The sequence below is a fragment of the Frigidibacter sp. MR17.24 genome, assembly GCF_037095655.1.
Taxonomy (GTDB): domain Bacteria; phylum Pseudomonadota; class Alphaproteobacteria; order Rhodobacterales; family Rhodobacteraceae; genus Frigidibacter.
On the sequence record NZ_JBAWKE010000003.1, the window covers coordinates 437,803 to 464,449 of the forward strand.

At 68.2% G+C, this 26,647-nt stretch carries 19 protein-coding genes and 5 pseudogenes; 14 read left to right on the plus strand and 10 right to left on the minus strand.

Annotated features, from left to right (window positions below; translation table 11 throughout):
- Positions 1–9 precede the first annotated feature (9 nt).
- The 5 genes from V8J39_RS14230 to V8J39_RS14250 form a co-directional block, all read right to left on the minus strand.
- Complete coding sequence (locus V8J39_RS14230) at positions 10–1,368, minus strand: multicopper oxidase family protein (RefSeq protein ID WP_336461589.1); 1,359 nt, start codon at positions 1,366–1,368, stop codon at positions 10–12.
- Positions 1,365–2,762, minus strand: coding sequence for a TolC family protein (locus V8J39_RS14235; protein ID WP_336461590.1), 1,398 nt, complete (start codon positions 2,760–2,762; stop codon positions 1,365–1,367). Before V8J39_RS14235 ends, V8J39_RS14230 begins: the two co-directional genes overlap by 4 nt.
- Positions 2,759–2,974: a hypothetical protein gene (locus V8J39_RS14240; protein ID WP_336461591.1), complete on the minus strand. Its 216-nt coding sequence runs from the start codon at positions 2,972–2,974 to the stop codon at positions 2,759–2,761. Before V8J39_RS14240 ends, V8J39_RS14235 begins: the two co-directional genes overlap by 4 nt.
- Before the next feature lie 71 nt (positions 2,975–3,045).
- Complete coding sequence (locus tag V8J39_RS14245) at positions 3,046–3,408, minus strand: hypothetical protein (RefSeq protein WP_336461592.1); 363 nt, start codon at positions 3,406–3,408, stop codon at positions 3,046–3,048.
- 81 nt (positions 3,409–3,489) lie between these two features.
- Complete coding sequence (locus tag V8J39_RS14250) at positions 3,490–5,982, minus strand: heavy metal translocating P-type ATPase (protein WP_336461593.1); 2,493 nt, start codon at positions 5,980–5,982, stop codon at positions 3,490–3,492.
- A gap of 138 nt (positions 5,983–6,120) precedes the next feature.
- Between V8J39_RS14250 and cueR the strand changes: the two genes are divergently transcribed.
- The 5 genes and pseudogenes from cueR to V8J39_RS14275 all read left to right on the plus strand — a co-directional run.
- Positions 6,121–6,519, plus strand: coding sequence for a Cu(I)-responsive transcriptional regulator (cueR, locus tag V8J39_RS14255; protein ID WP_336461594.1), 399 nt, complete (start codon positions 6,121–6,123; stop codon positions 6,517–6,519).
- On the plus strand, positions 6,516–6,914 hold the full coding sequence (locus tag V8J39_RS14260; RefSeq protein WP_336461595.1) for a c-type cytochrome: 399 nt from the start codon (positions 6,516–6,518) through the stop codon (positions 6,912–6,914). Before cueR ends, V8J39_RS14260 begins: the two co-directional genes overlap by 4 nt.
- A 292-nt stretch (positions 6,915–7,206) precedes the next feature.
- Positions 7,207–7,473 (plus strand): tripartite tricarboxylate transporter permease, encoded by a 267-nt coding sequence (locus V8J39_RS14265; protein ID WP_336461596.1) that lies wholly within the window; start codon positions 7,207–7,209, stop codon positions 7,471–7,473.
- Positions 7,474–7,674: 201 nt separating this feature from the next.
- Positions 7,675–8,004, plus strand: a complete 330-nt coding sequence (locus V8J39_RS14270) for a tripartite tricarboxylate transporter permease (protein ID WP_336461616.1) — start codon at positions 7,675–7,677, stop codon at positions 8,002–8,004.
- Positions 8,005–8,282: 278 nt separating this feature from the next.
- Positions 8,283–8,727, plus strand: a pseudogene (locus tag V8J39_RS14275) (transposase); the annotation flags it as partial.
- Between the two features lie 30 nt (positions 8,728–8,757).
- On the opposite strand, the gene V8J39_RS14280 reads toward V8J39_RS14275, so the two are convergent.
- Positions 8,758–9,465 (minus strand): winged helix-turn-helix transcriptional regulator, encoded by a 708-nt coding sequence (locus V8J39_RS14280; protein ID WP_336461597.1) that lies wholly within the window; start codon positions 9,463–9,465, stop codon positions 8,758–8,760.
- Positions 9,466–9,564: 99 nt separating this feature from the next.
- Between V8J39_RS14280 and V8J39_RS14285 the strand changes: the two genes are divergently transcribed.
- Entirely contained in the window at positions 9,565–10,374 is an 810-nt protein-coding gene (locus V8J39_RS14285; RefSeq protein ID WP_336461598.1) for a class I SAM-dependent methyltransferase, read from the plus strand.
- A 112-nt stretch (positions 10,375–10,486) separates the two neighbouring features.
- On the opposite strand, the gene V8J39_RS14290 is transcribed toward V8J39_RS14285, so the two are convergent.
- The gene (locus V8J39_RS14290) at positions 10,487–11,116 is read right to left on the minus strand and encodes an MSMEG_1061 family FMN-dependent PPOX-type flavoprotein (RefSeq protein WP_336461599.1); all 630 of its coding nucleotides are present in this window, start codon (positions 11,114–11,116) and stop codon (positions 10,487–10,489) included.
- Positions 11,117–11,824: 708 nt separating this feature from the next.
- Here V8J39_RS14290 and V8J39_RS14295 point away from each other — a divergent pair.
- Positions 11,825–11,977: pseudogene (locus tag V8J39_RS14295) on the plus strand (IS3 family transposase); the annotation flags it as partial.
- 251 nt (positions 11,978–12,228) lie between these two features.
- The gene (gene pdxR / locus V8J39_RS14300; RefSeq protein WP_336461600.1) at positions 12,229–13,908 is read left to right on the plus strand and encodes a MocR-like pyridoxine biosynthesis transcription factor PdxR; all 1,680 of its coding nucleotides are present in this window, start codon (positions 12,229–12,231) and stop codon (positions 13,906–13,908) included.
- Positions 13,909–13,920: 12 nt separating this feature from the next.
- Here the strand turns inward: pdxR and V8J39_RS14305 are convergent, their stop codons facing one another.
- Positions 13,921–15,315 (minus strand): amidase, encoded by a 1,395-nt coding sequence (locus V8J39_RS14305; RefSeq protein ID WP_336461601.1) that lies wholly within the window; start codon positions 15,313–15,315, stop codon positions 13,921–13,923.
- Complete coding sequence (locus tag V8J39_RS14310) at positions 15,312–16,643, minus strand: aspartate aminotransferase family protein (RefSeq protein WP_336461602.1); 1,332 nt, start codon at positions 16,641–16,643, stop codon at positions 15,312–15,314. The genes V8J39_RS14305 and V8J39_RS14310 overlap by 4 nt, the downstream gene beginning before the upstream one ends.
- Positions 16,644–17,133: 490 nt before the next feature.
- Between V8J39_RS14310 and V8J39_RS14315 the strand changes: the two genes are divergently transcribed.
- The 4 genes from V8J39_RS14315 to V8J39_RS14330 all read left to right on the plus strand — a co-directional run bounded on the left by V8J39_RS14315 (position 17,134) and on the right by V8J39_RS14330 (position 23,630).
- Complete coding sequence (locus V8J39_RS14315) at positions 17,134–18,267, plus strand: TRAP transporter substrate-binding protein (RefSeq protein WP_336461603.1); 1,134 nt, start codon at positions 17,134–17,136, stop codon at positions 18,265–18,267.
- A gap of 76 nt (positions 18,268–18,343) precedes the next feature.
- Positions 18,344–20,281 (plus strand): TRAP transporter large permease subunit, encoded by a 1,938-nt coding sequence (locus V8J39_RS14320; protein ID WP_336461617.1) that lies wholly within the window; start codon positions 18,344–18,346, stop codon positions 20,279–20,281.
- A 302-nt stretch (positions 20,282–20,583) separates the two neighbouring features.
- Positions 20,584–22,341, plus strand: a complete 1,758-nt coding sequence (locus V8J39_RS14325) for a chloride channel protein (protein WP_336461604.1) — start codon at positions 20,584–20,586, stop codon at positions 22,339–22,341.
- A gap of 65 nt (positions 22,342–22,406) precedes the next feature.
- Complete coding sequence (locus tag V8J39_RS14330) at positions 22,407–23,630, plus strand: YbfB/YjiJ family MFS transporter (RefSeq protein WP_336461605.1); 1,224 nt, start codon at positions 22,407–22,409, stop codon at positions 23,628–23,630.
- A gap of 282 nt (positions 23,631–23,912) precedes the next feature.
- On the opposite strand, the pseudogene V8J39_RS14335 reads toward V8J39_RS14330, so the two are convergent.
- A pseudogene (locus V8J39_RS14335) lies at positions 23,913–24,223 on the minus strand (transposase).
- 191 nt (positions 24,224–24,414) lie between these two features.
- On the opposite strand from V8J39_RS14335, the pseudogene V8J39_RS14340 reads away from it, so the two are divergent.
- Positions 24,415–25,249, plus strand: a pseudogene (locus V8J39_RS14340) (IS5 family transposase); the annotation flags it as partial.
- Between the two features lie 106 nt (positions 25,250–25,355).
- Positions 25,356–26,227: pseudogene (locus V8J39_RS14345) on the plus strand (IS110 family transposase).
- Positions 26,228–26,647 lie beyond the last annotated feature (420 nt).

Genomic DNA, 26,647 nt, shown 5'->3' on the forward strand with positions numbered 1-26,647 from the left:
AATTGGGGCTCAGCCGCGGCGCAGGTGGCCGGGCGGGGTCAGGATCGTGCGGGGGCTGTCGTTGCGGGCGTGGTCCGGAAGCTCGCCGGTCCATTCCCAGGCCTGGGTGCCGGGCGGGTTCTCGAACCAGCCCGGGTCGGAATAGTCGCCGGGCGCGATGCCCTCGCGCACCTTCAGGACGGTGAACATCCCGCCCATCTCGAGCGGGCCGTAGGGCCCCCAGCCGGTCATCATCGGCACGGTGTTCTCGGGCAGCTCCATCGACATCTCGCCCATGTCGGCCATGCCGGCGGTGCCCATCGGCATGTAGCCGGGCTGGTGGCGGCGCATCATCGCCGTCAGGCGCGACTTGTCGGCGCCGATCACCGTCGGCAGGTCGTGGCCCATCGCGTTCATCGTGTGATGCGACTTGTGGCAGTGCAGCGCCCAGTCGCCGACGTGGTTCGCGTCGAACTCGTAGGCGCGCATCGCGCCGACGGGGATGTCGATCGTCACCTCGGGCCAGCGCGCCTCAGGGCGGACCCAGCCGCCGTCGGTGCAGGTGACCTCGAAGTCGTAGCCGTGCATGTGCACCGGGTGGTTGGTCATCGTCAGGTTGCCGACCCGCACGCGGACCCGGTCGCCCTTCGCCGCGACCAGCGGGTCGATGTCGGGGAAGACCCGGCTGTTGAAGGTCCACAGGTTGAAGTCGGTCATCTCGGCCACCCGCGGCAGGTAGGTGCCGGGGTCGATGTCATAGGCCGCGAGCAGGAAGGCGAAGTCGCGGTCGACCGGCATGAAGGCGGGGTCGCGCGGGTGCACGATGAAGAGCCCCATCATCCCCATCGCCATCTGCACCATCTCGTCGGCATGGGGGTGGTACATGAAGGTGCCCGACTTGATCAGGTCGAACTCGTAGACGAAGGTCTTGCCCGGCGGGATCGCCGGGTGGCTGAGGCCGCCGACCCCGTCCATCCCCGAGGGCAGGATCAGCCCGTGCCAGTGGACCGAAGTGTGTTCGGGCAGGCGGTTGGTGACGTAGATCCGCACCCGCTCGCCCTCGACCGCCTCGATCGTCGGGCCGGTGGACTGGCCGTTGTAGCCCCAGAGGCGGGCGATCATCCCCTCGGCCATGATCCGTTCGACCGGTTCGGCGACCAGGTGGAACTCCTTGACATTGCCGTTCATCCGCCAGGGCAGCGACCAGCCGTTGAGCGTGACCACCGGGTTGTAGTCGGGCCCCGAGCCCGGGCGCGGCGGCACCGCGGTCGCGGGGCTGTCCATCACCGCGGCCTCGGGCAGGTCGCGAAAGCGGGTCTGCGCGGCGGCGGCCGAGGCCAGCACCGCACCGGCGCCGATCCCGGCGCCCAGCATCTGTCTGCGGTTCATTCGTCGCCTCCTTCGCTGGAGATCGGGCCGCCCCAGATGGCGGCGGTCACGTCGGTCTCGGCGATCCAGTAGTCCTTCTTGGCCTCGGCCGCCGAGAGCCGCGCCTCGAGCCCGTCGCGGGCATCCTCGAGAAGATCGAAGGCCGAGGTGAGCATGCCGTTGTAGGACAGGAGCGCCTGCTCATCGATCTCGGCCCGGAGCGGCACCACCTGGTCGCGCCACTGGCGCGCGATGGCGTGACGGCCGGTGACCTGCCGCTGCGCGATCCGCGCTTCGGCCCGCGCGGCGATCGCCTGGTCGGCCAGCGCGTTGGCGGCCTTCAGATAGGCCATCTGGCCGCGCTTCGACACGAGCCTGCCGGTGTCGTAGAGCGGGATCTCGAAATCCAGGTCCAGCACCGCCGTGCGGTCGGTCTCGCCATCCTCGCGCTCGGCCTCGCCGCCCGCGGCCAGCGCCACGTCGGAGATCATCCGCGTCCGGCCTTCCAGCCGGTAGTCGAGCGCGACCGCGTCCAGCTCCAGCCGTCCCGCCGCCAGATCGGGGCGGTTCTGCAGGGCCAGCCGCTCGATGTCGGCGGCCCCTCGCGGCCGGCCCGGCAGCCCCGGCAGGGCATCGGGGACGAAGACGTCGAGATCGCCGCCCCAAAGACCCATCAGCCGCAAGAGCCGTTCCTTGGCGACCTCGGCCTCGAGCCGCGCGGCGGCGCGCTCGGCGGCGAGTTCCGCGGTGAAGGCATGTTCCCGCGCCTGATCGGCCCGGTTCAGCGCCCCGGTCTGGCCAAGCTGCGACGCCAGCTCCGACGCGGCCTCAGCCGTGCCCTGGGCCTGGCCGATCAGCGCTGCCGCTTCGAAGGCGCCGACCGCCTCGATCCACGCGCGGCGGGTCTCGACGGCGAGCGCCATGGTCTCGGACAGCGCCGCAAGCTCGGCCTGTTCGAAGCGGATCTGCGCCACGCGGGTGCGGGGCTTCGCGGTGGCGATGTCGAGAAGCGAGGTCGCGAGCGCCGCCTCGAGGCTGCGCGCGGCATCGCCCGCAAGGCCGGTGGCCGAGACGCCGAGCGTCGGGACCGGGCCCATCGCGGCCTCCCAAAGCTCGGTCGAGGACAGGCCCAGCTCGGCATAGCGCGCCTGCAGCGCGCGGTTGTTGACCAGCGCCACCTGCACCGCGGTGTCGGCGTTGACGGTCTTGCCCTGCACCCTGGCGCGGACGCGGGCGGCATTGGCCGCGACCTCGGCCGGCGTCAGGTGCCAGGCGGCCTTCAGCCCGGCAGAGCGGGCTGCGGCCTCGGTCCGCGCGAAGCCCGCGCGGGGCTCCGAGGCGCGGCCCATCGTGCCGAAATCGGCGCAGGCCGACAGGGTCAGGGCGGCGGACAGGCCCAGGATCAGCGGCTTCATGGTCGACCTCCCGACTGGGCGTCGTTAAGGCCGCGCCAGTCGCCCGGCTCGGTGATCTCATGCGCGGTATAGGCGACGGCGGGGCCCGAAGGGGCCGGGCGCGCGGTTGCGGGATCGGCCGGGGCGATCAGCCCCGGCGCAGGGGTCAGCCTGTCCACCGGCGCGCAGCCGGCGGCAAGCAGCGGCACGATGGCCGCAAGAACGGGTTTCACGAAGGGTCCTCATCCGATCACAGGTCACGACGGGCGCGAGGGCTTGGCCCCCCGCGCGTGCGGGATCCGGATCAGGCGCGGGGTGGCCGGCGCAGCCCCTCGGGGATCGCGAGGTCGATGAGCGACGCGCGCACCGGCAGGCCCTGCGGCTGCGCAAGGCGCAACGGCGCCGCGGGCTGGATCGCCAGCGCGGCGATCGCCATCAGGCAGGCGTGGCTGGCGCAGTGGTCGGCCTTCATGTCGCCGGGCGCGGGCGTTTCATCCGCATGGGACATCGAGGCATGGTCATGGCCCATGTCGGAGGCCTTGGCAGGGGCGGTCGCCGTGCCATCGCAGTCGAGCATCGAGGCGGCATTGGCCGGGCTCAACGCCACCGTCGCCGTGATCAGGATCACGACGCAAAGCGGGAGAAGAGCGCGAAGGCGGTGCCACATGGGGAAAACCTACCGGATTGCAGGGGCGCGGGGCAAGAGCCGGATCGGTGGCGCGGCAATCGCCCGCCACCGACCTTGGTCTCAGTCGAGCTTCAGCGCGCGCAGGCGCAGCGCGTTGCCGATGACCGAGACCGAGCTGAGGCTCATCGCCGCCGCCGCGACCACGGGCGACAGCAGGATGCCGAGGAACGGGTAGAGAAGCCCCGCCGCCAGCGGCACGCCCGCCGCGTTGTAGACGAAGGCGAAGAACAGGTTCTGGCGGATGTTGGCCATCGCCGCCTGTGCCAGCCGCCGCGCGGTCAGGATGCGCGTCAGGTCGCCCTTCACCAGCGTGATGCCCGCGCTTTCCACCGCCACGTCGGCCCCGGTGCCCATCGCGATGCCCACGTCCGCCGCCGCCAGCGCGGGGGCGTCGTTCACCCCGTCGCCCGCCATGGCGACGCTCAGGCCCTTGGCCTGCAGCTCGGCCACCAGCGCGCCCTTGTCCTCGGGCGAGACCCCGGCGCGGACCTCGTCGATGCCGAGGCTTTTCGCCACCGCCTTCGCCGTCGCCTCGGCGTCACCCGTGGCCATGACGATGCGCAGACCCGCGTCGTGCAAGCCCCTGATCGCCTCGGCCGTGGTGGGTTTCACCTTGTCGGCGACCGCGACAAGGCCCGCGGCCGTGCCGCCCACCGCGAGGAACATCGCGGTGCGGCCCTGCGCCTGAAGCTCTGCCGCGCGGGCAGCAAGATCGCCGGTCTCGATGCCCTCGGCCGCCATCAGCGCGGCATTGCCAAGGGCCACCCGCGCGCCGTTCACCGTGCCCGTCACGCCCTTGCCGGTGACGGCATCGAAGTCCTGCACCTCAAGCCGCTCGGCCCCGCGCGCCTCGGCCCCGGCGGTGATCGCCTCGGCCAGCGGGTGTTCCGAGCCGCGCTCGAGCGCCGCCGCATGGGCGAGGATCGCGGGCTCGTCGAGCGCGCCCGGGACGACCTCGGTCAGCGAGGGGCGGCCCTCGGTCAGCGTGCCGGTCTTGTCCACGACCAGCACGTCGACCTTGGCCAGCCGCTCCAGCGCCTCGGCATCGCGGATCAGGACGCCCGCATGCGCGCCGCGCCCGGTCGCCACCATGATCGACATCGGGGTCGCAAGGCCCAGCGCACAGGGGCAGGCTATGATCAGCACCGAGACCGCGGCGACGAAGGCGTGGCTCAGCGCCGGCGCGGGCCCGATCGCCCACCACAGGACAAACGCCAGCAGGGCCGAGCCGACGACCGCCGGCACGAAATAGCCCGCCACCCGGTCGGCCGCCGCTTGAATCGGCGCGCGCGAGCGCTGCGCCTGCGCGACGAGACCGACGATGCGCGACAGCGTCGTTTCCGCCCCCACCCGCTCGGCGCGCATGACGAAACTGCCGGTGCGGTTCAGCGTGCCACCGGTGACGGCCGCGCCTTCGGTCTTCTCGACCGGCACCGGCTCGCCGGTCACCATGCTCTCGTCGACGCTCGAATGACCCTCGGTCACCGTGCCGTCGACCGGCACCGCCTCGCCCGGGCGCACGCGCAGGAGGTCCCCCGCCGCGACCGCGTCGAGGGGCACGTCCTCCTCCTGCCCGTCACGAACCCGCCGCGCGGTCTTCGGCGCAAGGTCCATCAGCGCCCGGATCGCGTCGCCTGTGCGGTCGCGCGCGGTCAGCTCCATCACCTGGCCGACGAGCACGAGGATCAGGATCACCGCCGCCGCCTCGAAATACACCGGCACCATGCCGTCATGGCGCATGGCATGCGGGAAGATCCCGGGTGCCAGCAGCGCCACCACCGAGAAGATCCACGCCGCCCCGGTGCCGATCGCGATCAGCGTCCACATGTTCGGGCTGCGGTTGACGATCGAGGACCAGCCGCGCTTGAAGAACACCCGCGTCAGCCAGACGACCGCCGTCGCCAGCACGGCCTGGACCCAGAGGAAGGCGGTGGGCCCGAGCCAGTCGCGGAACGGCAGGCCGACATGGTCGCCCATCTCGAGCACGAAGACCACGGCCGCCAGGGGCGCGCCGATCCACAGCCGGCGCCGGAAATCGACCAGCTCGGGGTTGGGGCCGCTGTCGGCACTCGGCATCATCGGCTCCAGCGCCATGCCGCAGATCGGGCAGTCGCCGGGGCCGTCCTGCACGATCTCGGGGTGCATCGGGCAGGTCCATTGCGCGCCGGCCGGGGCCTCGGGCGCGGGGCGGTCGCCCAGCCAGGCGTCGGGATCGGCCTCGAACTTCTCCTGGCAGCGAGCCGAGCAGAAATAGAACCGCTGGCCTTCGTGCTTGGCCATGTGCGCGGCGCTGGCGCGGTCGACACTCATGCCGCAGACCGGGTCCTTCGCGGTGAGGTAGTTGTCCGGCGCGGCGGCGAACTTGGTGCGGCAGCCGTCCGAGCAGAAGTGGAAGGTGCGGCCGTCGTGATCGAGGCTCGGCTTGCCGGCCTCGGGGTCGACGGTCATGCCGCAGACCGGGTCGCGGATGACTGTGGCCTTGGCGGCCCCATGGCCCTTGCCGCCGCAGCAACCTTGGCCGGTGCCATGGTCGTGATGATGATGTGCGTGCATGTATGCCTCCTGGGCAGGAACCCTGCGTCGCCCTGTGACGTAGTCCTTCCAGTCGCTGGAAGGTCAAGGGGCAATTCGCGATTGACCTTCCAGCGGCGGGAAGCCTTAGGATTTGACGGAAAGAATGGGGGTGGCGCGATGAACATCAAGGACGCGGCCGAGGCGAGCGGCCTGCCGGCGAAGACGATCCGCTATTACGAGGAGATCGGGCTGGTCAGCCCGGCCCGCGCCGCGAACGGCTATCGCGACTTCGGCGCGCGCGAGGCGGCGAAGCTGGGGTTCCTGGCCCGGGCGCGGTCACTCGGGTTTTCGATCGACGACTGCCGGGCGCTGCTGTCGCTGTACGAGGACCGCGAGCGCGCGAGCGCCGACGTGAAGCGGCTGGCCGAGGAGCGGCTGGGCGAGATCGACCGCAAGATCGCCGAACTCGAGGCGCTGAAGGTGACGCTGTCCGATCTCGTGCATCGCTGCCACGGCGACGACCGGCCGGACTGCCCGATCCTGACGGACCTGGCCGGCCCGGAGGGCCGGGCATGAACCGGCGGCTGGGCCTGCCGATCGCGGTGCTCGCCGTCGCGGCCGGCCTTCCCGCGCTGGCGGGCGGCGTCAACGCACCCGAGCCCGGATCGGTCGTCCGCCCCGAGGTGACGGGCGAGGCGGCGATCGGCCAGCGCGCCTATGCCGCCCTCTGCGCCAGCTGCCACGGCGAGGTCGCGACCGGCACCGACCGGGGACCGCCGTTCCTGCATCCGTTCTACCTGCCCGACCACCATGGCGATCAGGCCTTCCTGATGGCGGCGGAATGGGGTGTCCGGGCGCATCACTGGCGCTTTGGCGACATGCCCCCGGTCGAGGGCGTGACGCGGGCCGATGTGAAGGCGATCGTCGCCTTTGTCCGCGCGCTGCAACGCGCGAACGGCATGTTGGACTGACCCCGCCACGCGATCCGAAGGCGAGCGCGGGACGAGGGCTAAGACCCACCGCGACCGGAACCGCATCCTTCGCAGCCGGCGCGTACCACGGCCCCGCCCTGCGCCGGGCGCCGCCGCGAGGGTCGCTCCAGCGCCAACTCATGACGCGGTGGCCAGCCGAATTGGCCGCGCGACAGGTCCTGCCGACAAAGGCTCTCGCAAGCGGGACGCCCGGAGGAGGCGCGGCCGGCGGCGGCGGAGCAGGACATGGACGGTATCGCGCAAGCTCTGGGATCATCTTCAGCCTCGGGACTTGGGCGTCCTGTTCATCGGCGCGCTTCCGGAGCCTCGCCCCTCGAGCGGGCCGAGCCTGCTGATCCCCTTCACCTGCGCGATGTCGCCCGCACGCGGCATGCTGCTGATGATCCCGCTCTACGTCACGGCCGAATACGGCGGCTCGATCAGCGCGACCCTGCTGTCGACACCGGGAACGACTGCCGCCGCCACGGCGATCGACGGCGATGAAATGTCGCAGAAGGGCCGCGCGACCGTGGCGATCTCGATCTCGCTCACCGCCTGACCGTCGGTGGAATACTAGGCGGGCTTGCGCTGCTGCTGGCGATGAGGAACATGCCCGGGGACAGGGCATGGACACGTCCGGCGCCGGCCATGTCTTCATGTCGGCCCGGCTCTGGCGCGAGATCTGGCGCTCGATGCTGTCGGGCTCGGTCATCGGTACCGTGCTCGGGATCCGGGCGGGTGTCGGCGGCAACAGCGCCTGCTGCGTCGCGCGCGACTATGCCCGCACCCGCTCGAAACGGCCCGAGGCGTCGAAAATGCCACCGTCGGCGGCGCGCTGGTCCCGATGCTGGCGCTTGGCGTGTCGGGCCCGCCGACGACGGCGATCATCATGGGCGCGCTGATCATGCACGGGCTGCATCCGGGACCGCAGTTCCTCGCCGAGCAGCCGGCACTGGTCCAATCGATCCTCTTCGGGGTGATCCTCGCGGCCCTCGTGCAGTATGTCGTGGGCGCGCTGTTCCTGCCGGTCCTTGCGCGGATGGCGACTACACAGTCTTCGTGGCCGGTCCGATCGGCGTGCTGTTCCTGATGGTGACCGCGGCGAGCATCCTCGTCTCGATCTGGCGCGCCTGGCGTGGGCGCCACCGGACCGCGCGGCGCACACTGGCCTGAGCGCCGCGCCCCGGCGACCGGGTCATCCATCAACGCAGTCACACGGAGAGAGAGAATGCAGTCTTCCACTGGGCATTGCTGCATCTACCCGTGAGGCAGCTTCACGCCGTGTGTCCTGAACCTTGGCTTCGGGCCATGCCGGAGCCCTCTTCTCCTCGGTGCCGCACGACAAACTGGCCTGACTATCGAGCCATCAGCCTGATCGAGATGGCGGGGCTGGACTGGCCTGTTCCGGACTATTCCACGCGTCACGCCGGCGCCAGGCCCGGCTTGCGGTGCAGATCCCCATGGCCGCCCGGACGGCCCCGTGACCCTGCTAGTTGATATCGCGCCGGTAAGCGCCACCGGTTCGAGCGAACCGGCGAGGGGCATAGAGGTCCGCGGCGGTGGTGAGTGGCAGGCACGCAAGCACGGTGCGTCGCGCCGTAGGCAGTGGCGCAAGGTCCATATCGGCATCTATGCGCAGACCGGCGATATCCGGGCCGTCGACGACACGTTCAGCCGACAGGGCGACAGCCCGCTGCTTCCACAGCTGCTGTCGCAACACGCCGAGCGGGAAGATATCGGCTCGGTCACCGCTGAAGGTGCCTGCGACACCAGGCGATGCCATGTCGCGACCGACGAACGAAGGGCCGAAGCGTTCGGGCAACGCTCGATGCCGGAAATCGGGTCAGGACCGCGGACCATCCGCATCGCAGCTATCGGCCAGCGCGCTGAGCGCGAACCAGTCCGAGAACTCGCGGATCGTCTGTCGCGATCCCTCCAGCAGCAGGTCGCGGCTGCTGATCGCCTGGTCGAGCGGCAGATGCCCCAGCCAGATCCGCGTCATCGTGCGGATATGCGCCGTGACCTGCAGCCCGACCTCATGCCCGGGATCGCGCAGGCAGATCTCGACCCCGTCGCCCGTGAAGAGAAGCCAGAACCGGCTGCGCGGGACAGGAACGCCCAGGAACTGGAACATCGCGACGAAATGCCCGCCCGCCGGGACATGACCGCAGTTGGCCCGGCGACGGATGTTCCACATCAGAAGGTCGGGATCGAGGTTGTCGTCCTTCGTCATGTCGGCGCGGGCATGGGCCTGCGCCCAGCGGCCCATCGCCTCCAGCACCGGGAACAGCGCCGCCCCGGCCTCGGACAGGCCATAGGCAGGGCCGGCTCCCTCTGCACGGGCGACGGTGACGATGCCCGCCTGTTCCAGTTCCTTCAGCCGCTGCGCGAGCATCGCGCTCGAGATCCGCGGCAGGCCGCGCCGCAGATCGCCGTAACGCGTGCTGCCGAAGTGAAGCTCGCGCAGGATCAGCGGCGTCCAGCGCGTGGCGAGGATCTCCGAAGCCCGTGCGATCGGGCAGAACTGGCCGTATCCCTGACGTTCCTTCATGGCCCGAGCCTAGGCCCGCGCCGGTCACGGCTCAACTTCAGAAAATGAACTTGAGGGGCGGCCCGGCGGGTTCACACTGGGCACGGTGACAGGGAGGGCATGACCATGCAGGCCGAAGCACGACAGGATGCCTGGACGGCAGGTGACAGCTACGAGCGTTACATGGGCCGCTGGAGCCGGCAGATCGCCGAGCGGTTCCTGGATTGGCTGGATCCGCCGGCGGGCGCGGACTGGGTCGAGGTCGGCTGCGGCACTGGGGCGCTGACCTCGGAGATCCTGCGCCGCGCGCTGCCGCGGTCGATCCTTGCGACGGACCCCGCGGGGGGCTTCGTCATCCACACCCGCAACGCGCTCCGCGACCCGCGGGCACGGTTTCAGCAGGCGGTTGCCGACCAGCTTCCGACAGCCAGCAGCAGCGCGGATCTCCTCGTTTCCGGACTGGTGCTGAACTTCGTGCCCGACCGTGCGGCGGCTTTGGCCGAGGCACGCGGCGTCCTGCGTCCGGGCGGGCAGCTGGCCTTCTACGTATGGGACTATCCGGGCGGCGGGCTCGGCTTCGTCGACGCCTTCTGGAAGGAGGCTGCGAAGCTCGACCCCGCAGCCGGGGTGCTGGACGAGGCCGTGCGATTTCCCTTCTGCCGTCCGAGGGTGCTGGCCGAGATGTGCACCCAGGCGGGGTTCGCCGAACCGAATGTGGTCCCGATCGAGATCACCGCCGAGTTCCCGGATTTCGACGCCTACTGGACGCCGTTCACCCTCGGCACCGGTCCGGCCCCGGGCTACTGCCTCGGCCTTTCGCCCGAGCTGCGCAGCTCGCTGCGGACACGGCTTAAAGAACGGCTGGAGAGCGATGGGCCGATCCGCCTGACGGCCCGCGCTTGGGCGGTTCGCGCACGGAACCCCACGTGATCCTGACCGATGCGATGCTGCCAACGTCTCATCATCTCCGGGTCTGGAACGACAGACGGCTGCCGGGGCCCTGACACCTTGCGACCCTCGATGCGATCAACGGCCCGGGACTTCAGTAAAGCCGTGCAGCCTCGTCCGCGCTGTGGTCGGCCTGAACCTCGTCGAGGGTCTGCTCCCGATCGACCGTCGCGACGACCCAGTCGGCAAGCGTCGGAGCCGACTTGCGTTCTAGCCAATACGCCGGCTGCCACAGACGGGATCGGATCATCGACTTCGAGCAGTGCATGAAGGCCTCCTCCACCTCGACGATCAGGGCGCGAAGAGGTTCCTTGCCGTTCACGGCATGCCGTCTGCTGATCGCGGCATCGCGAACGATCCGCGCCTTGCCGGCCACCCGGAGCGTGTCGCCATGGCCGGGGATGATGAACAGGACCGCGACGCTCGGGTCCTCGAGCAGGTTGTGGAACCCGTCGACCCGATGATTGCCGAGCCTGTCGGGGATGATCAGCGTCCGCTCGTCGAAGACCTCCACGAAGCCGGCCGGATCCCCTTTCGGTGACACATCGATCAGTCCGCCCGAGGCCTTTGTCGCGATCACGACGAAGGGGCACTTCGCGATGAAGTCGCGTGCCACGTCGTTGAGCCGGTCGCTGACCTTGAGAAAGGTGTTCACGAAGCCTTCGGTTGGAAGAAGCTCGCGCAGCCGCTCGGCGGAGACGATATGTTCCTCGACATCGATCATGGCAGATCCCCCTTCAACGGCCACAAGCTTAGCCGCAGAGGGCCGGCCCTCATACCCACCGCCGATCTCTGGGCACGGACGACCTTCGCTGGAGGAACATCCGGTCCATTGCATCCAAGCTGCACCATCGCGCGACCGTCCTTGATAGGCTCGAAGAAGCCGTGCGGCGGCGCGGCAAGGATCCCGATCGGTGATCTGTCGCTGCGAAGCGACGCAACGGATGAGCGTCAGCCCATCGCAGACAATCGAGCACGGTCGCCGTAGATCGGTACCGCGCGACGAAATGAGAGTGTCCGGGGGCAGCGCAACGCGCCCGCCCATGACCTGCTCGGCCCGTATCAGAGCGCGACGCCCGCCGCCAACCACACCACTTGCCGGCGCATCATCTGCATCTATGGACGGGCCTCCCTTGGGATGGGTTTCAAGGTGGGTACCGAACATGACGGGCACTGAAATCTATCCAGCGTCGCCGGTCGATGCTGGCGCGCGCGCATGCGTAATCCGCGAAGCGCGGCCCTCAACAAACGGTCGGCTTCTCGGGCCTTTTATAGCAGCCAGGGTTTGCACGGACCGGGTCCCGGTCGGTTCATTTGCTCACTCGCCTAAACTCGACCCGTCCCGCATCACATCGCGGGGCGGTAGTCCTCTTTCTTGGCAAGCAGCGCCCAGATTATGAGCGCAGTCTGGTTGGCTGCGGCCACGCACCAGCCCCGGTTCATGCAACTGTTGCTGGACGCAACGGCCTCGATGGAGGACCAGGGACGCTGGATGGACAAAGTCATGACCGAGCGTCCACGGCGGTCCCTGAGGTACGAGTGCGTCCATCTCCACGCCTTCGAGACCGGGTCGACCCGGGCAGGCACGGCCCTCACCTTCAGGTGGCGGCATGATCACAAGGCAAACTTGGCACCGCCGCAAACCTGTCCGGAGAACGGGGACCACCTCGATACCTCGTTGTCTGTCAGGCGGAAGTCGTTCATGGCCGCTTCTCCACGCGGTCGAGGCGCATCTATCAGCCCTGATCGGTCTTCCCTGCACACCGGCCCGCCTCGAACTCTGCTGAAGGGGAGCGTCCACGCAGCAGGCGTATTCAGGGGAACACCCGGGCTTGAATGACCGCTTTCAACCTCATGACCGGGGCTCGTCATCCCGGAAGCCCCGCGATACTGTTCGACCGTGGCAACGCGGCTGACCAGGCGCGCTCGCACCACCACAGGCTTTATTGCATGGCGCAGGGCGATGGCACGATGGAACCAGGCAACCCGCAGATGACTTCGGGCAGTTCCGACTTCCGCATCAACAGCGCGATGCCGCACAACGCGCTGATCTGGCAGCAATACTTCCGCCAAGGCCGCTCTGCCGGCCTGACGCTGCAGCTTCAGGTCCGGCAACTGATCGTCCAGCTGGTTGTCGAAAGGAAGCTGCTGCGGGGCGCACGCGTCCCCTCGACCCGGCAGCTGGCCGAAACGCTCGATGTCAGTCGCAACACCATCGCGCATGCCTACGACCTGCTGGTACAGGACGGCTATCTCTGCATTTCGACGCGCCAAGGGCATTTCGTCAATCCCGAGCTGGTGCTGGAGACGACCGTCGGGTTCCGCGGCGAGCCGGGCAGCACCACCCTCTCGCGCCTTCCGCAGGGCCGCGTCAGCGTGACGAAACCGGACAGCCGCACCGCGATCAGCCGGCAATCCGACTGGCGTGCCGCACCCTTTCCCTTCGTCCATGGTCAGATCGACAGGTCGCTCTCGCAGGGGCCCGAGTGGCGCGAAGCCATGCTGCTGACCTGCAACGCCGAGAATTCGGCCGCTTGGGTTTCGGATTACGGTGTCGAGGATGATCCGGCCTTCGTCGAACAGCTGCGCCGCTACGTCCTGCCCCGGCGCGGCATCGGTGCCCGACGCGAGGAGATCCTGGTGACCCTCGGGGCCCAGAACGCGCTGTTCCTGATCGCCTATGCGCTTTGCGCGCAGGGCACGACACTGGGGACGGAGCGCTTCGTCTACCCCGATGTCCGCAACATCTTCCGGGCACGCGGGGCCCGACTGATCGACCTCGACGTCGATGAGCAGGGACTTGACCCGCATCAGCTGGGCGACGAGGCAGACATCATCTATGTCGCGCCCAGCCATCAGAACCCGACCACCGTGACCATGCCGCTGGATCGCCGGATCGAAGTGCTCGAAGCGGCGGCCGAGCGCAACGTCATCCTGATCGAGGACGATTACGACAGCGAGCTGACCTTTTCCGGCAGCCCCAACCCCGCGATCAAGGCGCTGGATACGGACAACCGGGTCATCTACATCGGCAGCCTGTCAAAGACCCTCGCCTCGGGCCTGCGCCTTGGCTATATCGTCGCCCCGGCCGATTTCATCGATGCGGCGCGATCGGCCCGGCAGCTGATGATGCGCCATCCGCCGGCGAACAACCAGCGCGCCGCCGCGCATTACATCGGCCTGGGCCATCACGAACGCTACATGACCCGGCTGGCGAAAGCCTTCGCAGAGCGGGTTCGCGTGACTTCGAAGGCCCTTGGGCAATACCTGCCGGAGGCGCGCTTCGTCCCGCCGAACGGCGGCTCTTCGATCTGGCTGAGCGCCCCCGACGGGACGAACATGGCCGAGGTCGAACACAGGGCTGCCGCGCAGGGGGTGCTCTTCGATGCGGGCAACCGGTTCCTCGCCGACACGACAAGCAGCACCGCATATTTCCGGCTGGGGCTTTCGGCGATCGATACCGCGAAGATCGAACCGGGGATCAGGCTGCTGGCGGACATCATCCGCTCGGCCTGATCCCCGGCAGGATCAGACCGCGGGTTGCGGCCAGCTGATGTCGAAGCCGCGCCGGGCCTCGTACCAGGCGGCGGCGCTCAGCACCTTGCGGTCATCGAAGCGCTTGCCGATGAACTGAAGCCCGAAGGGCAGGCCGATCTCGCTGAACCCGGCACAGGTCACGGCCGCAGGCTGGCCGGTCTGGTTGAACATCGCCGTGTAGTGGATGGCACTCAGGAAGCTTTCTGGATCTGGGCCCACGTCCTGGGCGGCAAAGTTCACCACCTTGCAGGTCGGTGCCAGCACCACGTCGAAGGGCGCGGTCGCGGCGATGACGTCGGATTTCGCCTTTTCCAGAACCGTCATGGCGACGGCGTAGTCCTGAAGGGACATCGCCTCGGCCCGGCGGATCGAGGCCAGAACGGCCGGCAGCAGCTGCGCCAGCTTTGCTTCCGTGGCCCCCTGCACGGCGCCGAGCGAGATCGCCCCGAAGGCCGTGTGCAACGTGTCGAGGTAATCCACCTCGAGGATCCGGGGGATCCGCACGATCTCGGCCCCGGCCGCCTCGAAGAGGCCCGCGGCCTCCCACAGGGCCCGGGTGATCACCGGGTCGACGGCATCGTCACCGCCCATGCTCTCGAGGATGCCGATCTTCCAGCCGCGGACGTCGGCCTGCAGGCCATCCTCGTAGACGACACCGTCGCCCGGCAGGGAATAGCAGTCCGCCACGTCGGGCCCGGCCAGCGCGGTCAGGAACATGGCCGTGTCCCGGACGGTGCGCGCCATGGGACCGGTCGAGCGCATGGTGCTGGGCGGCAGGAAGGACGTGACGCCCTGGGTCGGCTTGATGGTGGAAAGCCCGCAGAAGGTGGCCGGAAGCCGGACAGAGCCGCCCAAGTCGGTGCCAAGCGAAAGCGGGCCGATGCCGGCCGCCAGCGCCGAGGCGCAGCCGCTGGAGGATCCGCCGGTGTTCCAGTCCGGGTTCCAGGGGTTGCGGGTGATGCCCCAAGCCGAACTTTGACCGGCGCCGGTCCCGCCCAGGTCGGGCATCGTCGTCGATCCGAAACAGATCAGGCCCTGGGCACGCATGCGCCGGACCGGGGCCGCGTCGGTCGCCGGTGGAGGGTTGTCCTTCAGCGCCTTCCAGCCACGGCTGACCGTGACACCTGCCATCGCCAGCGCGTTCTTGACCGAGACGGGCACGCCGTCCAGCGGCCCCAGCGGCGCGCCCGCGTCCCAGCGGGCCTCGGACGCGGCCGCCGCTGCCCGGGCCCCGTCGTGGTCGATGTGGCAAAAGGCGTTCAGCGCCGGGTTCAGCGCCTCGGCCCGCTCGAGCACCGCCTCGGTGACCTCGACCGGCGAGAGGCTGCGCTGACGATAGGCGGCCGAAAGTTCGGCCGCCGTCAGGTCGTGCAGATGACGTGTCATGCCCGCGCCGCTCCTGCCGAGAACGCGCGGTCAAGGCGCGCGCCGATCTCCTCGACATCGTCCATCGACAGGCAGAGCGGGGGAACCATGCGGATGATGTTCCCGAAGTTGCCGGACTTGGACATGATCAGCCCCTGCTCGCGGGTGCGGGCGAAGACACGGGCGGTTTCCTCGGGCGCGGGTTCCTTGGTGTCGCGATCCTTCACCAGCTCCATGGCCTGCATGAAGCCCATGCCGCGGACATCGCCGATGACCTCGTGCCGCGACTGGAGCCAGAGCAGCTTTTCCCGGAGGGCGTCGCCGACGACGCGCACGTTCTCGAGCAGGTTCTCCTCGCGGATGACCTGCAGCACCGCGCGTCCGGCGGCGCAAGCGATCGGGTTCGAACCGTAGGTGTGGAAGACGTACTTGCCGGCCATGGCCTCGGCGATCTCCTTGCGGACGACGACGGCGGCCAGCGGGATGCCGTTGCCGATGCCCTTGGCCATGACGACGATGTCGGGCACCACGTCATGGGCCTCGAAGCCCCACATGCCCTGGCCGGTCTTGCAAAAGCCGCTCTGCACCTCGTCGAGGATCAGCAGGCCGCCGGCCTTGCGCACCATCCGGGCCACCCGCGAGAGGTAGCCTTCGGGCATCGGGATGATCCCGCCGTAACCCTGCACCGTCTCGATCAACGCGCCTGCGATCCTGCCGCTGGTGGTGTAATCGATCACGCTTTGCATGTCCGCGACATAGGGGTCGGTGCCCGGACCATAGGTGCCGCGATACTGGTTCGGCTCGGCCGCGAACGTGATGTTGTTCAGCAAGCCGACGTCGTGGCGGAAGCTGCGGGTGCCGGTGATGCTCTGCGCGCCGAAGGTCGCCCCGTGGTAGGAGTTGCGCAGCGCGATCAGGTCGCTGTTGCCGGTGTAGGTCCGCGCCATCATCATCGCAAGGTCGATGGCTTCGGTGCCCGAGTTGGTGAAGTGCACGACCCATTCCTCGCCCGCGGGCATGGTGGCGGCAAGTTCCTCGGCGAACTGGACAGGCACGGGGTGGTGGAAGACCGTGGTGCAGTGCATCAGCTCGCCGGCCTGCGCGCGCACCGCCTCGACGACCATGGGATGGGCGTGGCCGACGCTGATGCACAGGTTCATGCCCATCAGGTCGATCAGCTTGTTGCCCTTCTCGTCCCAGACGTACTGGCCGCGTCCCTTCTTGATGATCAGGGGCTCGGCGAAGGGCACGAAGGCGCGTTGCGTGGCCGCGAAATACTGGTCGCGACGGCTGATGATCCGGTCTGTATCCCAGTCGACGGGCAAGTGTTGGGGTTGGTGAATGTTCATCGGGAGCGCCTTCATCTGGGGGCTTCAGGCCGGAAAGGGACGGATCCAATCGCAGCTCTGGCCATGGACAGCGCAGTCTTAAGTCACGGGTTCGGCCACCCGGCAGAGCCAGGCCATCTCATTGATGGCGCCACGACCGGGCGCGTCCCGAAGTGCGGCCCAACCTGGCATATCCGCCAAAGGGGCGCGCGGGATCCCGCTATCGCATTGCGAGTGCGCAATTAATTCGCACGTATGCCGAATTTTGCGTCGAACCGCCTGTGAAGATGCGATCTTGAAGTTTTAAATAATGGGCGAAAAAGGATGCACAGGCTAAATTTTAATCACGCCATGAGCCGCGATTGGTCCTGCGGCGAGGGAATCCTGGCATTGTGGCACCATCAGCCGAGGCCTCTGGTCCTATGGCTGCGCAGTCTCTGCTGCGATTATCGCCCTGTCCAAAGACGCCAAAGCGCATCCGGCGAGATGCCATAACGACAGGGAATGCCTCATGACATCCAGACCGCTCTGCGAATTGACCCGACAAAGCCGCCGGACCTTCCTGAAATCCGGTGCGGCCCTGGCCACCACGGCAACCTTCGGCGCGCTGGCGGCACCCGCACTGGCAAAGTCCGGCCCGATCGAGATCAAGGTCGGCAGCACCCAGCCCGAGGGTCAGTATCTTGTCCAGGATGTCATGCTGCCCTGGTGCAAGGAGGTCGAGCGGCGGACCGACAACGCGGTGACCTTCACCTGGTACCACGGCTCCAGCCTGGTGAAGACCCCGCAGACCGTGAAGGCGCTGCGCACGGGTCTGGTCGAGATGGCCAATACCATGGCCACCTGGATGTACGAGGACGAATTCCCGATCAACTCCGTCCTGCACCTGCCGCTGAACTTCACCACGATCCTGCAGAAGAACCGGACCTATCGCGACGCCTTCCGCGAGATCCCCGAATTCACGGCCGAGTTCGACGGTCTGCACATGTTCGGCTTCCATGCCTCGGACTTCATGAACCTCGACTGGGCGGCGGGCCTTCCGGCCGCGCGCACGCTCGCGGATTTCAAGGGCCGCACCGGCTGGGCCGTCAACAAGTCGATCGTCATGCTCGAGGAGGCGATCGGCATGGTGCCGATGACCCTCAAGCAGGAGGACCTCTACATGGCCCTTCAGCGCAAATCGATGGACGGGCTGGTCTTCAACACCGCGGCCCTTCCGCCCTTCAAGTTCGACGAGGTGACCAATGCGCACAACATCGTCAACTGGCCCGGCGGGACGATCCCGGCCGGCCTCAATCAGAAGGTGTGGTCCGGTCTGCCGTCCGACGTTCAGGGCGTGATCGATGACCTTTCCGACGACTGGACCGACCTGTGCGGCGCCATCGTGGACAACCGTCGTGAGGCCACGCTGAAGGGCCTGCGCGAGCGCGGCGACGAGATCGTGGAGATGGACGACGACATGCGCGCGGCCATGGCCTCTGCCGGACAGCCCCTCGTGGATGCCTGGATGGCGCGGCTCGAGCAGAAGGGGATCAACGGGACGCCGATCCTGGACAAGGTCAACGCCCTGCTGGCCAAACATGCCGACGCAACCATGACGACGGTGCCCGACTGGGTGCCCGAGGACTGGCTGCTGCCCGTCTGAGCCCGGCGACAAGAAAAGACTGCGCAGGGAGCGCGTGATGACACAGACAGACCTCACAAGAAAAGACGTGGACGACATGCGCTCCGGCCTGCCCGATCGACTCAAGTGCCTTTCGGAGATCCTCGACAGGGTCCTGCATCCCTTGGCGCGCTACCTCGCGTTGGCCAGCGGCCTGTTGATCGTGATCATGGCCCTGCTGGTCTTCGTCGACATCGCCTCGAGGCTGATCTTCAAGACCCCCATTCGCGGCATGATCGAGTACCAGACCTTCGGCCTGGTGCTGGTGCTGTTCTTCGCCCTCGCCCACACGCTGATCAAGGGTGGGCACGTCAAGGTCGACCTGCTGACCGGGCGGTTCCCGCCTGCGATGCAGGCCGGCCTCGGCGTGATCTTCTCGGTCTGGGGCGTCTACATCTTTGCCGTGATGGCCTGGGAACTGGTTGCGCGGGCGGTGGATGCACAGCAGTCGGGCGAAGTCTCGATGCTGACGAACATTCCCTGGGCGCCCTTCTACGTGATCGCCGCGCTCGGCTTCGGGCTCGTGTCCCTTGTCAACCTGTCGATCCTGCTGGCGCACGCGCAGGACTGGATGCGGATGTCACCCCGCAACGGGGGCCTCTGTGTCCTCGCAAGCCTCGTGGGGGCGGTCGTCTTCCTAGCGATGCCGGCCCTGCTGCGCAACGCCGGTCTCGACCTTGGCCCGGTTGCGACCGGTGTCGTCGTGGTCGCGCTGATAATGGGCATCATGCTGCTCGGCATGCCGATCAGCTTCGCCATGGCGCTGATGGGGTTCCTTGGCCTGTGGTACATGATGGGGCAAGGCATGGCCCTCAATGTCCTGCAATTGAACGCCTTCGATGGCGCGATCGAGTATTACTTCACGGTCGTGCCGTTCTTCATCCTGATGGGGTTCGTCGCGCTCGAGGCCGGGATCGGACGCCGGATGTTCGAAACCTGCATCGTGTGGTTCGGGCGCCTGCCCGGTGGCCTTGCGGTGGCAACCACCGCCGGCTGCGGCGGGTTCGCATCGATCTGCGGCGACAGCCTTGCCACGGCCGCGACGATGGGGTCCGTCGCCCTGCCCGAGATGAAGAAGGCAGGCTACGACGATTCACTGGCCACCGGCGCCGTCGCCGCCGGGGGGACCCTGGGCATCCTGGTGCCGCCCAGCCTTGGCTTCGTGATCTACGGCATGATCACGCAGCAATCGATCGGCAAGCTGTTCATGGCGGGCCTGCTGCCGGGCGTGCTGCTGGTGGTGATGTTCTCGGCCTACATCATCCTGCGTGCGACGCTCAATCCCGCGCTCGCGCCCCGCGGCCCGGCCACCACCACCGGGCAGAAGCTGGCCTCGCTGCGCAATGTCTGGCCGATAGGGATCCTCTTTGCCCTGGTCGTCGGCGGCATCTACAGCGGCCTGATCACCCCGACCGAGGCCGGAGGCATCGGTCTCGTCGGTGCCCTGGTCCTGTCGCTCTTCAGCGCCGATTTCACCCGTCAGGGCTTCGTCCGCGCCGCCGAGACCGCGGCCGAGATGACCGCCATGATCCTGCTGGTCCTCATCGCCGCGACGGTGCTGGGCTTCTTCGTCAGCGTCTCCGACATCCCCTCGGCCATGGTCCAGGCGATCGGCTCGCTCGAGGTCTCGCGCTGGTGGGTCTTCACCCTGATCATCCTGATCTACATCTTCCTCGGGATGATCATGAACATCGGCCCGATGATCATGATCACCATGCCGATCATCTTCCCGACGGTGCAGTCCCTGGGCTTCGACCCGATCTGGTTCGGCGTCGTGGTCGTGATCGTGATGGAGATCGGCCAGATCACCCCGCCCATCGGCATCAACGTCTTCGTCATCCACGGCGTCGCCAAGTCGGTGCCCATGGCCGAGATCTTCCGCGGCATCACCCCGTTCATCCTGATCCAGATCCTGCTGATCCTGGTCCTGGCCCTGGTTCCCGGGCTTGCCCTCTGGCTGCCGGATTCGATGAACGTCCTGGAGTCGGTCTTCTAGCCCGCCCCGGCGTGCCATGATCGCAGGCCGGTCCCGCCCGGACCGGCCTGCGGATGAGCATCCGCGCCCCCGAACCGCCCCCAACCTGCTCCGGAACCGGCCCACCGGTGTCCGACGCTGCCGCCGCGCGCCATGCGCTGCGACCGGATACGACGATCTGACCCTGGAAGGACACGTGAATGAGCCGGCGCGAGACCGCATTCACATCATGCGCCCCCTGCCCCCCGGACAGCGTAACCCGGCGCCGGACAGTTGCTATTTCCCCCGACCCGGCCGCGACAGGCGCCCTGAAGACAGACACCGTGCAGCAGGCCCCGGCGATCCGCAGGCACCGCCTGCTGCCGCGCCTGCGCGCGCCTTTCCGACTGCGGATGCTGATCCGACGGAACGAGGCCGCCTATACCCTGGTCGCCGCCGCCATCGGCCTGCTGTCCGGCGCGGCGGTGGTCGCGATGCAGCAGATCGTCCACCTGCTCGGCCTCGTTCTCTTCGGCCAGACCGAGCCGGTCAGCGGGGTCGCCGCGCTCGATCCGCTGCGGGCCTTCGCCGGCCCGGTGGCCGGCGGCATCCTCGTCGCGCTGTCATACCTTGTCGGGCGGCGCCGGTTCCGCCGTGTCGCCGACCCGATCGAGGCGAATGCGGTGGGTGGCGGCAAGATACCGGTGCCGGGCAGCCTCTACATCACCCTGCAGACCATTGTCTCGAGCGGCTTCGGCGCCTCGGTCGGCATGGAGGCCGCCTATACCCAGGCGGCCTCGGCGCTCGCCTCCTCCACCGGCCAGCGGCTGCGGCTGCGCCGCGAAGACCTGCGCCAGCTTGTCGCCGCGGGCGCCGGCGGCGCGATCGCCGCCGCCTTCGATGCGCCCCTCACCGGCGCCTTCTATGCCTTCGAGCTGGTGCTTGCCGCCTATTCCGTGGCGGCTCTCCTGCCGGTCCTCTCCGCCTCGATCGCGGCGACGGTCGTGGCCCGGCTGCTGTCCGGCGGCCATGGCGCGCCGCTCTTGCTGGCGGGTCAGGTCCCGGCACAGTCCTATCCCTGGATCGCGCTGCTGGCCGTGGCGGCCGCGCTTGCCGGGATCGTGCTCATGCGGGCGGTGGCCTGGACCGAAAGGCTTTTGGCCCGCAGCGCGGTTCCCGGCTGGAGCCAGCCGATGCTCGGCGGGATCTGCGTCGGCGCGCTGGCGCTGGCCAGCCCCCAGGTCCTGTCCTCCGGCCACGGCGCGATGATGCTGGTGATGGGCGGCGACCTGACGCTGCGGTCGCTGATCATCGTGGCCCTGCTCAAGATGCTGGCCTCCGTCATCTCTCTAGGCACAGGCTTCCGAGGCGGATTGTTCTTTGCCTCGCTGCTGCTGGGCGCGATCCTGGGCAAGATCGTCGCCCTGCTGCCGGTCCTGGCCTTCGGCCTGGACCTTCCGGTCGAGGTGCTGGCCGTGGTCGGCATGTGCGCCCTCGCCACCGCGGTCATCGGCGCCCCGCTGACCATGAGCTTTCTGGCGCTGGAAATGACCCAGAACCTGCCACTGGCCCTGGCGGTGCTGGTCTCCGCCCTGCTGTCCACCGCGATCGTGCGGCAGTTCTTCGGCTTCAGCTTCTCGACCTGGCGCTTCCACCTACGCGGAGAGACCATCCGCTCGGCCGCCGATGTCGGCTGGGTCCGGGATCTGACCGTCGGGCGCATGATGCGGCGGTCCGGCCCCACGCTGATGACCAACGGCACCATCGCCGAGGCCCGCCGCCGCTTCCCCTTGGGCGCCACCAAGGCGGTGCCCCTGGTCGATGACGGGGGCAGCTATGCCGGCTTGTGCCTGATGACCGACCTGCACTGGGACGGCCAGGATCCCAGGGCGCCGCTCGGCGGCCTCGCCCGGTTCCGGGCCGCCTGGCTGCGGCCCGACCAGACCGTCCAGGACGCGATCAGCGCCTTCGGCCGGGAAGAGGCCGATACGCTCGCCGTGCTCGACCCGCGGAACCAGGTGCTCGGCATCCTGAACGAACATCATTGCCTTCGCCGCTATGCCGAGGAAACTAACAAGCGTCTCTACCCGGCGCGGCGCTAGGCCTGTCTGCAACGGCCCGGCACGCCCCCCTTTCTCTACGCCAACAACCTCAAGGCCCTCCCCAGATGACCAATCCCTCAACGCACATCCCCGCGACGCCGGGATGCGGTCGGGCGCCCGCGCCGGCGTCCATCGTTGCCGCGGGGGCGGTCTGTCTTGCCGTCATCATGGGCATCGGGCGCTTTGCCTATACGTCGATCCTGCCGCTGATGATCGCGGAAGGGGCGCTGGATCTTGCCTATGGCAGCACGCTCGCCTCTGCCAATTACCTCGGCTACCTGCTTGGCGCGCTGGGCTGCGTGCTGATCCCGAACCACTGGTCCAGCGCGCGCCTTGTCCGCTGGTCGCTTGTCGCGACCGTGCTGCTGACCGCCGGCATGATGCTGCCGTTGCCGGGTCTCTGGCTCGGCCTGCGCTTCCTCTCCGGTGCCGTGAGCGGGCTGGCGCTGGTGCATACCTCGCGCTGGTGCCTTGGTGCCGTGGCCCGTCAGGGCAGGGCGGCGCTTGGCAGTGCGATGTTCACCGGGGTCGGCCTGGGCATCGGGGTGTCGGGGCTGGTGGCCAGCGCGATGATCGCGGCGCACTGGACCTGGGTTGCCGCCTGGGGCGGGTTCACGCTGACCGCCGCGCTTCTGCTGGCGCTGGTCTGGCGCCTGGTCGATCCGGCGACCGAGTTCCGGCCGGCACCCGCCGTCCGGGTCAGAACGCGCGGGCATCGCCTGCCGCGCGTCGACCTGCAGCTGTCGCTCTTCACGCTCGCCTATGGCCTCGCCGGGTTCGGCTACATCATCACGGCGACATATCTGCCGGTGATCGCCCGCAGCGCCCTGCCGCCCTCGGTCTGGCTGGACCTGTTCTGGCCGATCTACGGTCTGGCCGCCGCGATCGGCTCGCTTGCCGTGACGCGCCTGCATGGCCGGTTCGAGACCCGCGCCCTGCTGGTCCTGTGCCACCTCATGCAGGCCACCGGAGTGATGCTGTCTACGATCTGGCCCAGTCTGCCGGGCTTCGTCCTTGGGGCCGTCATCGCCGGGCTGCCCTTCACCGCGCTCAACTTCCTGGCCATGGACGAGGCCGCCCGCCTGCAGCCGCACCGGACGGCGCAGTTCATCGGCCTGCTCACCGCCGCCTTCGCCATCGGCCAGATCTTCGGCCCGCCGCTGGTGCAGGTCATTATGCACCACGTCACCGATCCGGGCTTCGGCTTCGATCTGTCGCTGCGCATCGCCGGCGGGGCGCTGGTGGTGGCCTCCGGGCTCTACATCCTGCTGCGCCGCCGCTACCGCTGACGCGGTGCCTCGCCTGGTCTGCCGACCGCGCGGGGCCGGATATCGTGGCCGGGCGCCTTGGCTTGAAATGACCCGGCAAAACCTGCTGAGGGTAAGCCGCCAGATGGTTGATCCCATGGTTTGGCGGAGTGATCGGCGTTGTTGCGCTAATCGGCTGACGGTCGATCGACCGCATTCCCGCTCTGTCTCCAGGCAAAGGCAATGATCTCGGCGATGCCGAAGGTATTGCATCTGTTCATAATGGCGATGCGGATTTGGATCTCTGCGATCTGTCGATCCGGGTCACAGGAGGCGATGCGCGCCATCGCCGCAGAACTTGATGCCGGTGCGATCAACAAGCAGTGTCACGGGGCCGTCCGGGCGGCGAAAGGAGATCTGCACCGCAAGCCGCGCTTGACGGCGACAGGCGTGGAACAACCCAAAACCGGCCAGTCCAATCCCGCCATCTCGATCAGGCTGGCGACCAGCCCCACCGCTTGTCGGAAAGGCGGCAGGCCGAACAACACCTTTGTCGTCCGGCCGGTCTGGATAGCGCTCTCGGAGAAGGCGTCCGGATGACCCCGCTTGCCGGTCTTCGCTCCGGGCCAAGCCATCCCCCGGGTCGAACCAGAGCGAGAGAGACCCGCGGTGTCGCAGCGCAGTATTGTAGTCAGACCGGTTCGTCGTGCGGTAGCGGGGAGGGCAAGAATGCCCACCCCCGTGATCGAAGTCCTGAGGCTAGGCTCAGGACCTATTGATTTGTTGGGCTCGTCGTGATTCACGGCTCCGCAAGGAGGCCGAGATGATGAGCAACCTGTTCTGGCTGACAGAGACCCAGATGGAGCGCCTTCGGCCCTTCTTCCCGAAGAGCCACGGCTGTCCTCGCGTTGATGGCCGCCGCGTCCTGAGTGGCATTATCTTCATCAATCGCAATGGCTTGAGGTGGCGAGACGCGCCTTCGGAGCATGGGCCGGCGATTTGAAGGGGACCGTGGCCCCAGTGGGGCCGCGCAAGCCCCTGAAAGGCTCTGCAACCGCTGGAAGCGATGGAGCGAACGCGGCGTCTTCGCCAGGATCTTCGAGGGGCTGGCTGCGGAGGCCCCCGAGCCCCGGACCATCATGATCGATGCGACTTCCTTGAAAGCCCATCGCACGGCATCCAGCCTGCGGTCAGAAAAGGGGGGCGTGGGCGCCTCATCGGTCGCTCGAAAGGCGGGATGAACAGCAAGCTCCATGCCGTCACCGATGGCGAGGGCCGTCCGCTGCGGCTGTTCATGACCGCGGGCCAAGTGAGCGACGACACCGGCGCGCGGGCCATGTTGCGCGATCTGCCGCCTGCAAAATGGATGCTCGGCGATCGCGGCTATCGAGCCGGTGAGCGCCACCGGTTCGAGCGAACCGGCGAGGGCCGAGTGGTTCAGAGAAGGCCTGCAAGACAAGGGCTTGCGGGTCTGCATCCCGGGACGGAAGGGGCGAAAGGCTCCAGTCCGACATGATCGCAGACGCGACAAACGCCGCAACCGGATCGAGATCATGTTCGGCAGGTTGATGAACCGGGGGCGCGTTGCGACGCGCTGCGACAGATGCCCGAAGGTCTTCCTCTCGGCCATCGCTCTCACTGCAACCGTCCTCTTCTGGCTAAGAGATGCCGTAACGGGGCCTGCGTCGCGCCCTGCTTGCCACGGCTTGCCAAACGCCATGCATCGCGCCGCACTCCCTGTATCACCCCCCATCGGAGGAGGACGGGATGACCCTGTTCGTCGGACTGGACGTGGCGCTGGCAAAGACCGCGATCTGCGCGGTTGATGCTCATGGCCGCATTCACCGGGAGATCGAGGCGCCGTGTGAGCCCGAAGCTCTCATCCGGGTCTTGCGCGATCTGGACTGTCCCATCGGTGCCGATGGCTGCACCGCCACCTGTCGCAGTCAGGGCTGCCCGTGAGCCTGATGGAGACGCGCCAGGTCAAAGGCGCCTTGAAGGCGATCCAGCAAGCCGTGATCGCGTTGGAGCTTTCCTTGCGCGGGCTGCTCCGGAACTTCGGTCTGAAGGTCAGCCCGATCTCGCGCGGACGGTTCGAGGCACGCATCCGGGAGCTGGCGAAGGGCAACACGATGCTCAAGGCCGCCACGGAGCCGATGCTGCGGGCGCGATCCCGCCTGCGTCAGGAGCTGGCCGATCTGGAACGGCAGGTTCGCAAGCTGGCGCAGGACGATCCGGCCTGCCGTCGCCTGATGTCCATGCCCGGCGTCGGAGCGTTGGTCGCGCTCACCTATCGCGCCGCGGTTGATGACCCCTCCCGGTTCAGCTCCTCGAGCAAGATCGGCCCTTGGGTTGGACTGACGCCGTCGCGCAGCCAGTCGGGCGAGAGGGATGCCTCTGGCGGCATCACCAAGGCCGGGGACGTCCATCTGCGTCGGGCGCTGTGTCAGGCTGCGACAGTGATGATGCATCGAGGTCGGGCGTCATGGCTGCGGACATGGGCAGCGCAGCTTGCACGCCGGCGCGGCGCGAAGCGGGCGATGGTGGCGCTGGCGCGGCGGATCGGCGTCATCCTGCACCGGATGTGGGTCGATGATACCGACTTCCGGCTGGATGCCGCGGCGTCCGTCGCCGCCTGAGACGTAGAGATCCCCGCACGAGCCGCTTGGCCTGCGGGCCTTCGAGGTCCCCCGAGGGACGTGGTTCCGACGATGCCGTGGTCAGGACTGTGCCGATCCAGATCGAGCACGCCTATGAGATGGGCACGTCGGAACTGCAGAGAACCGGCATCATGCTGGCGGCCAGCGCGCCGACCACGGACCGAAGCATGCACCCGGGTGACCACCGAAGAGGGCCGCGTCTCCGCCAGACTCGTGCAACGCGAAGAAACGGCACCCGCCATGGCGGCCGATCAGCTGTGTGCAAAGCCGCTTGACGAAGACGACCCCGTTACCGAAGTCCTGAGCCTAGGCTCAGGACTCATAGCCAGAAGAGGACGGTTGCGGCGAGAGCGATGGCCGAGAGGAAGACCTTCGGGCATCTGTCGTAGCGCGTCGCAA

Coding starts and splice junctions, on each gene's coding strand:
- V8J39_RS14230 (WP_336461589.1), bottom strand. CDS start 1,368: ATGAACCGCAGACAGATGCTGGGCGCCGGGATCGGCGCCGGTGCGGTG.
- V8J39_RS14235 (WP_336461590.1), bottom strand. CDS start 2,762: ATGAAGCCGCTGATCCTGGGCCTGTCCGCCGCCCTGACCCTGTCGGCC.
- V8J39_RS14245 (WP_336461592.1), bottom strand. CDS start 3,408: ATGTGGCACCGCCTTCGCGCTCTTCTCCCGCTTTGCGTCGTGATCCTG.
- V8J39_RS14250 (WP_336461593.1), bottom strand. CDS start 5,982: ATGCACGCACATCATCATCACGACCATGGCACCGGCCAAGGTTGCTGC.
- cueR (WP_336461594.1), top strand. CDS start 6,121: ATGAACATCAAGGACGCGGCCGAGGCGAGCGGCCTGCCGGCGAAGACG.
- V8J39_RS14260 (WP_336461595.1), top strand. CDS start 6,516: ATGAACCGGCGGCTGGGCCTGCCGATCGCGGTGCTCGCCGTCGCGGCC.
- V8J39_RS14280 (WP_336461597.1), bottom strand. CDS start 9,465: ATGAAGGAACGTCAGGGATACGGCCAGTTCTGCCCGATCGCACGGGCT.
- V8J39_RS14285 (WP_336461598.1), top strand. CDS start 9,565: ATGACCATGCAGGCCGAAGCACGACAGGATGCCTGGACGGCAGGTGAC.
- V8J39_RS14290 (WP_336461599.1), bottom strand. CDS start 11,116: ATGATCGATGTCGAGGAACATATCGTCTCCGCCGAGCGGCTGCGCGAG.
- pdxR (WP_336461600.1), top strand. CDS start 12,229: ATGACCGCTTTCAACCTCATGACCGGGGCTCGTCATCCCGGAAGCCCC.
- V8J39_RS14305 (WP_336461601.1), bottom strand. CDS start 15,315: ATGACACGTCATCTGCACGACCTGACGGCGGCCGAACTTTCGGCCGCC.
- V8J39_RS14310 (WP_336461602.1), bottom strand. CDS start 16,643: ATGAACATTCACCAACCCCAACACTTGCCCGTCGACTGGGATACAGAC.
- V8J39_RS14315 (WP_336461603.1), top strand. CDS start 17,134: ATGACATCCAGACCGCTCTGCGAATTGACCCGACAAAGCCGCCGGACC.
- V8J39_RS14320 (WP_336461617.1), top strand. CDS start 18,344: ATGCGCTCCGGCCTGCCCGATCGACTCAAGTGCCTTTCGGAGATCCTC.
- V8J39_RS14330 (WP_336461605.1), top strand. CDS start 22,407: ATGACCAATCCCTCAACGCACATCCCCGCGACGCCGGGATGCGGTCGG.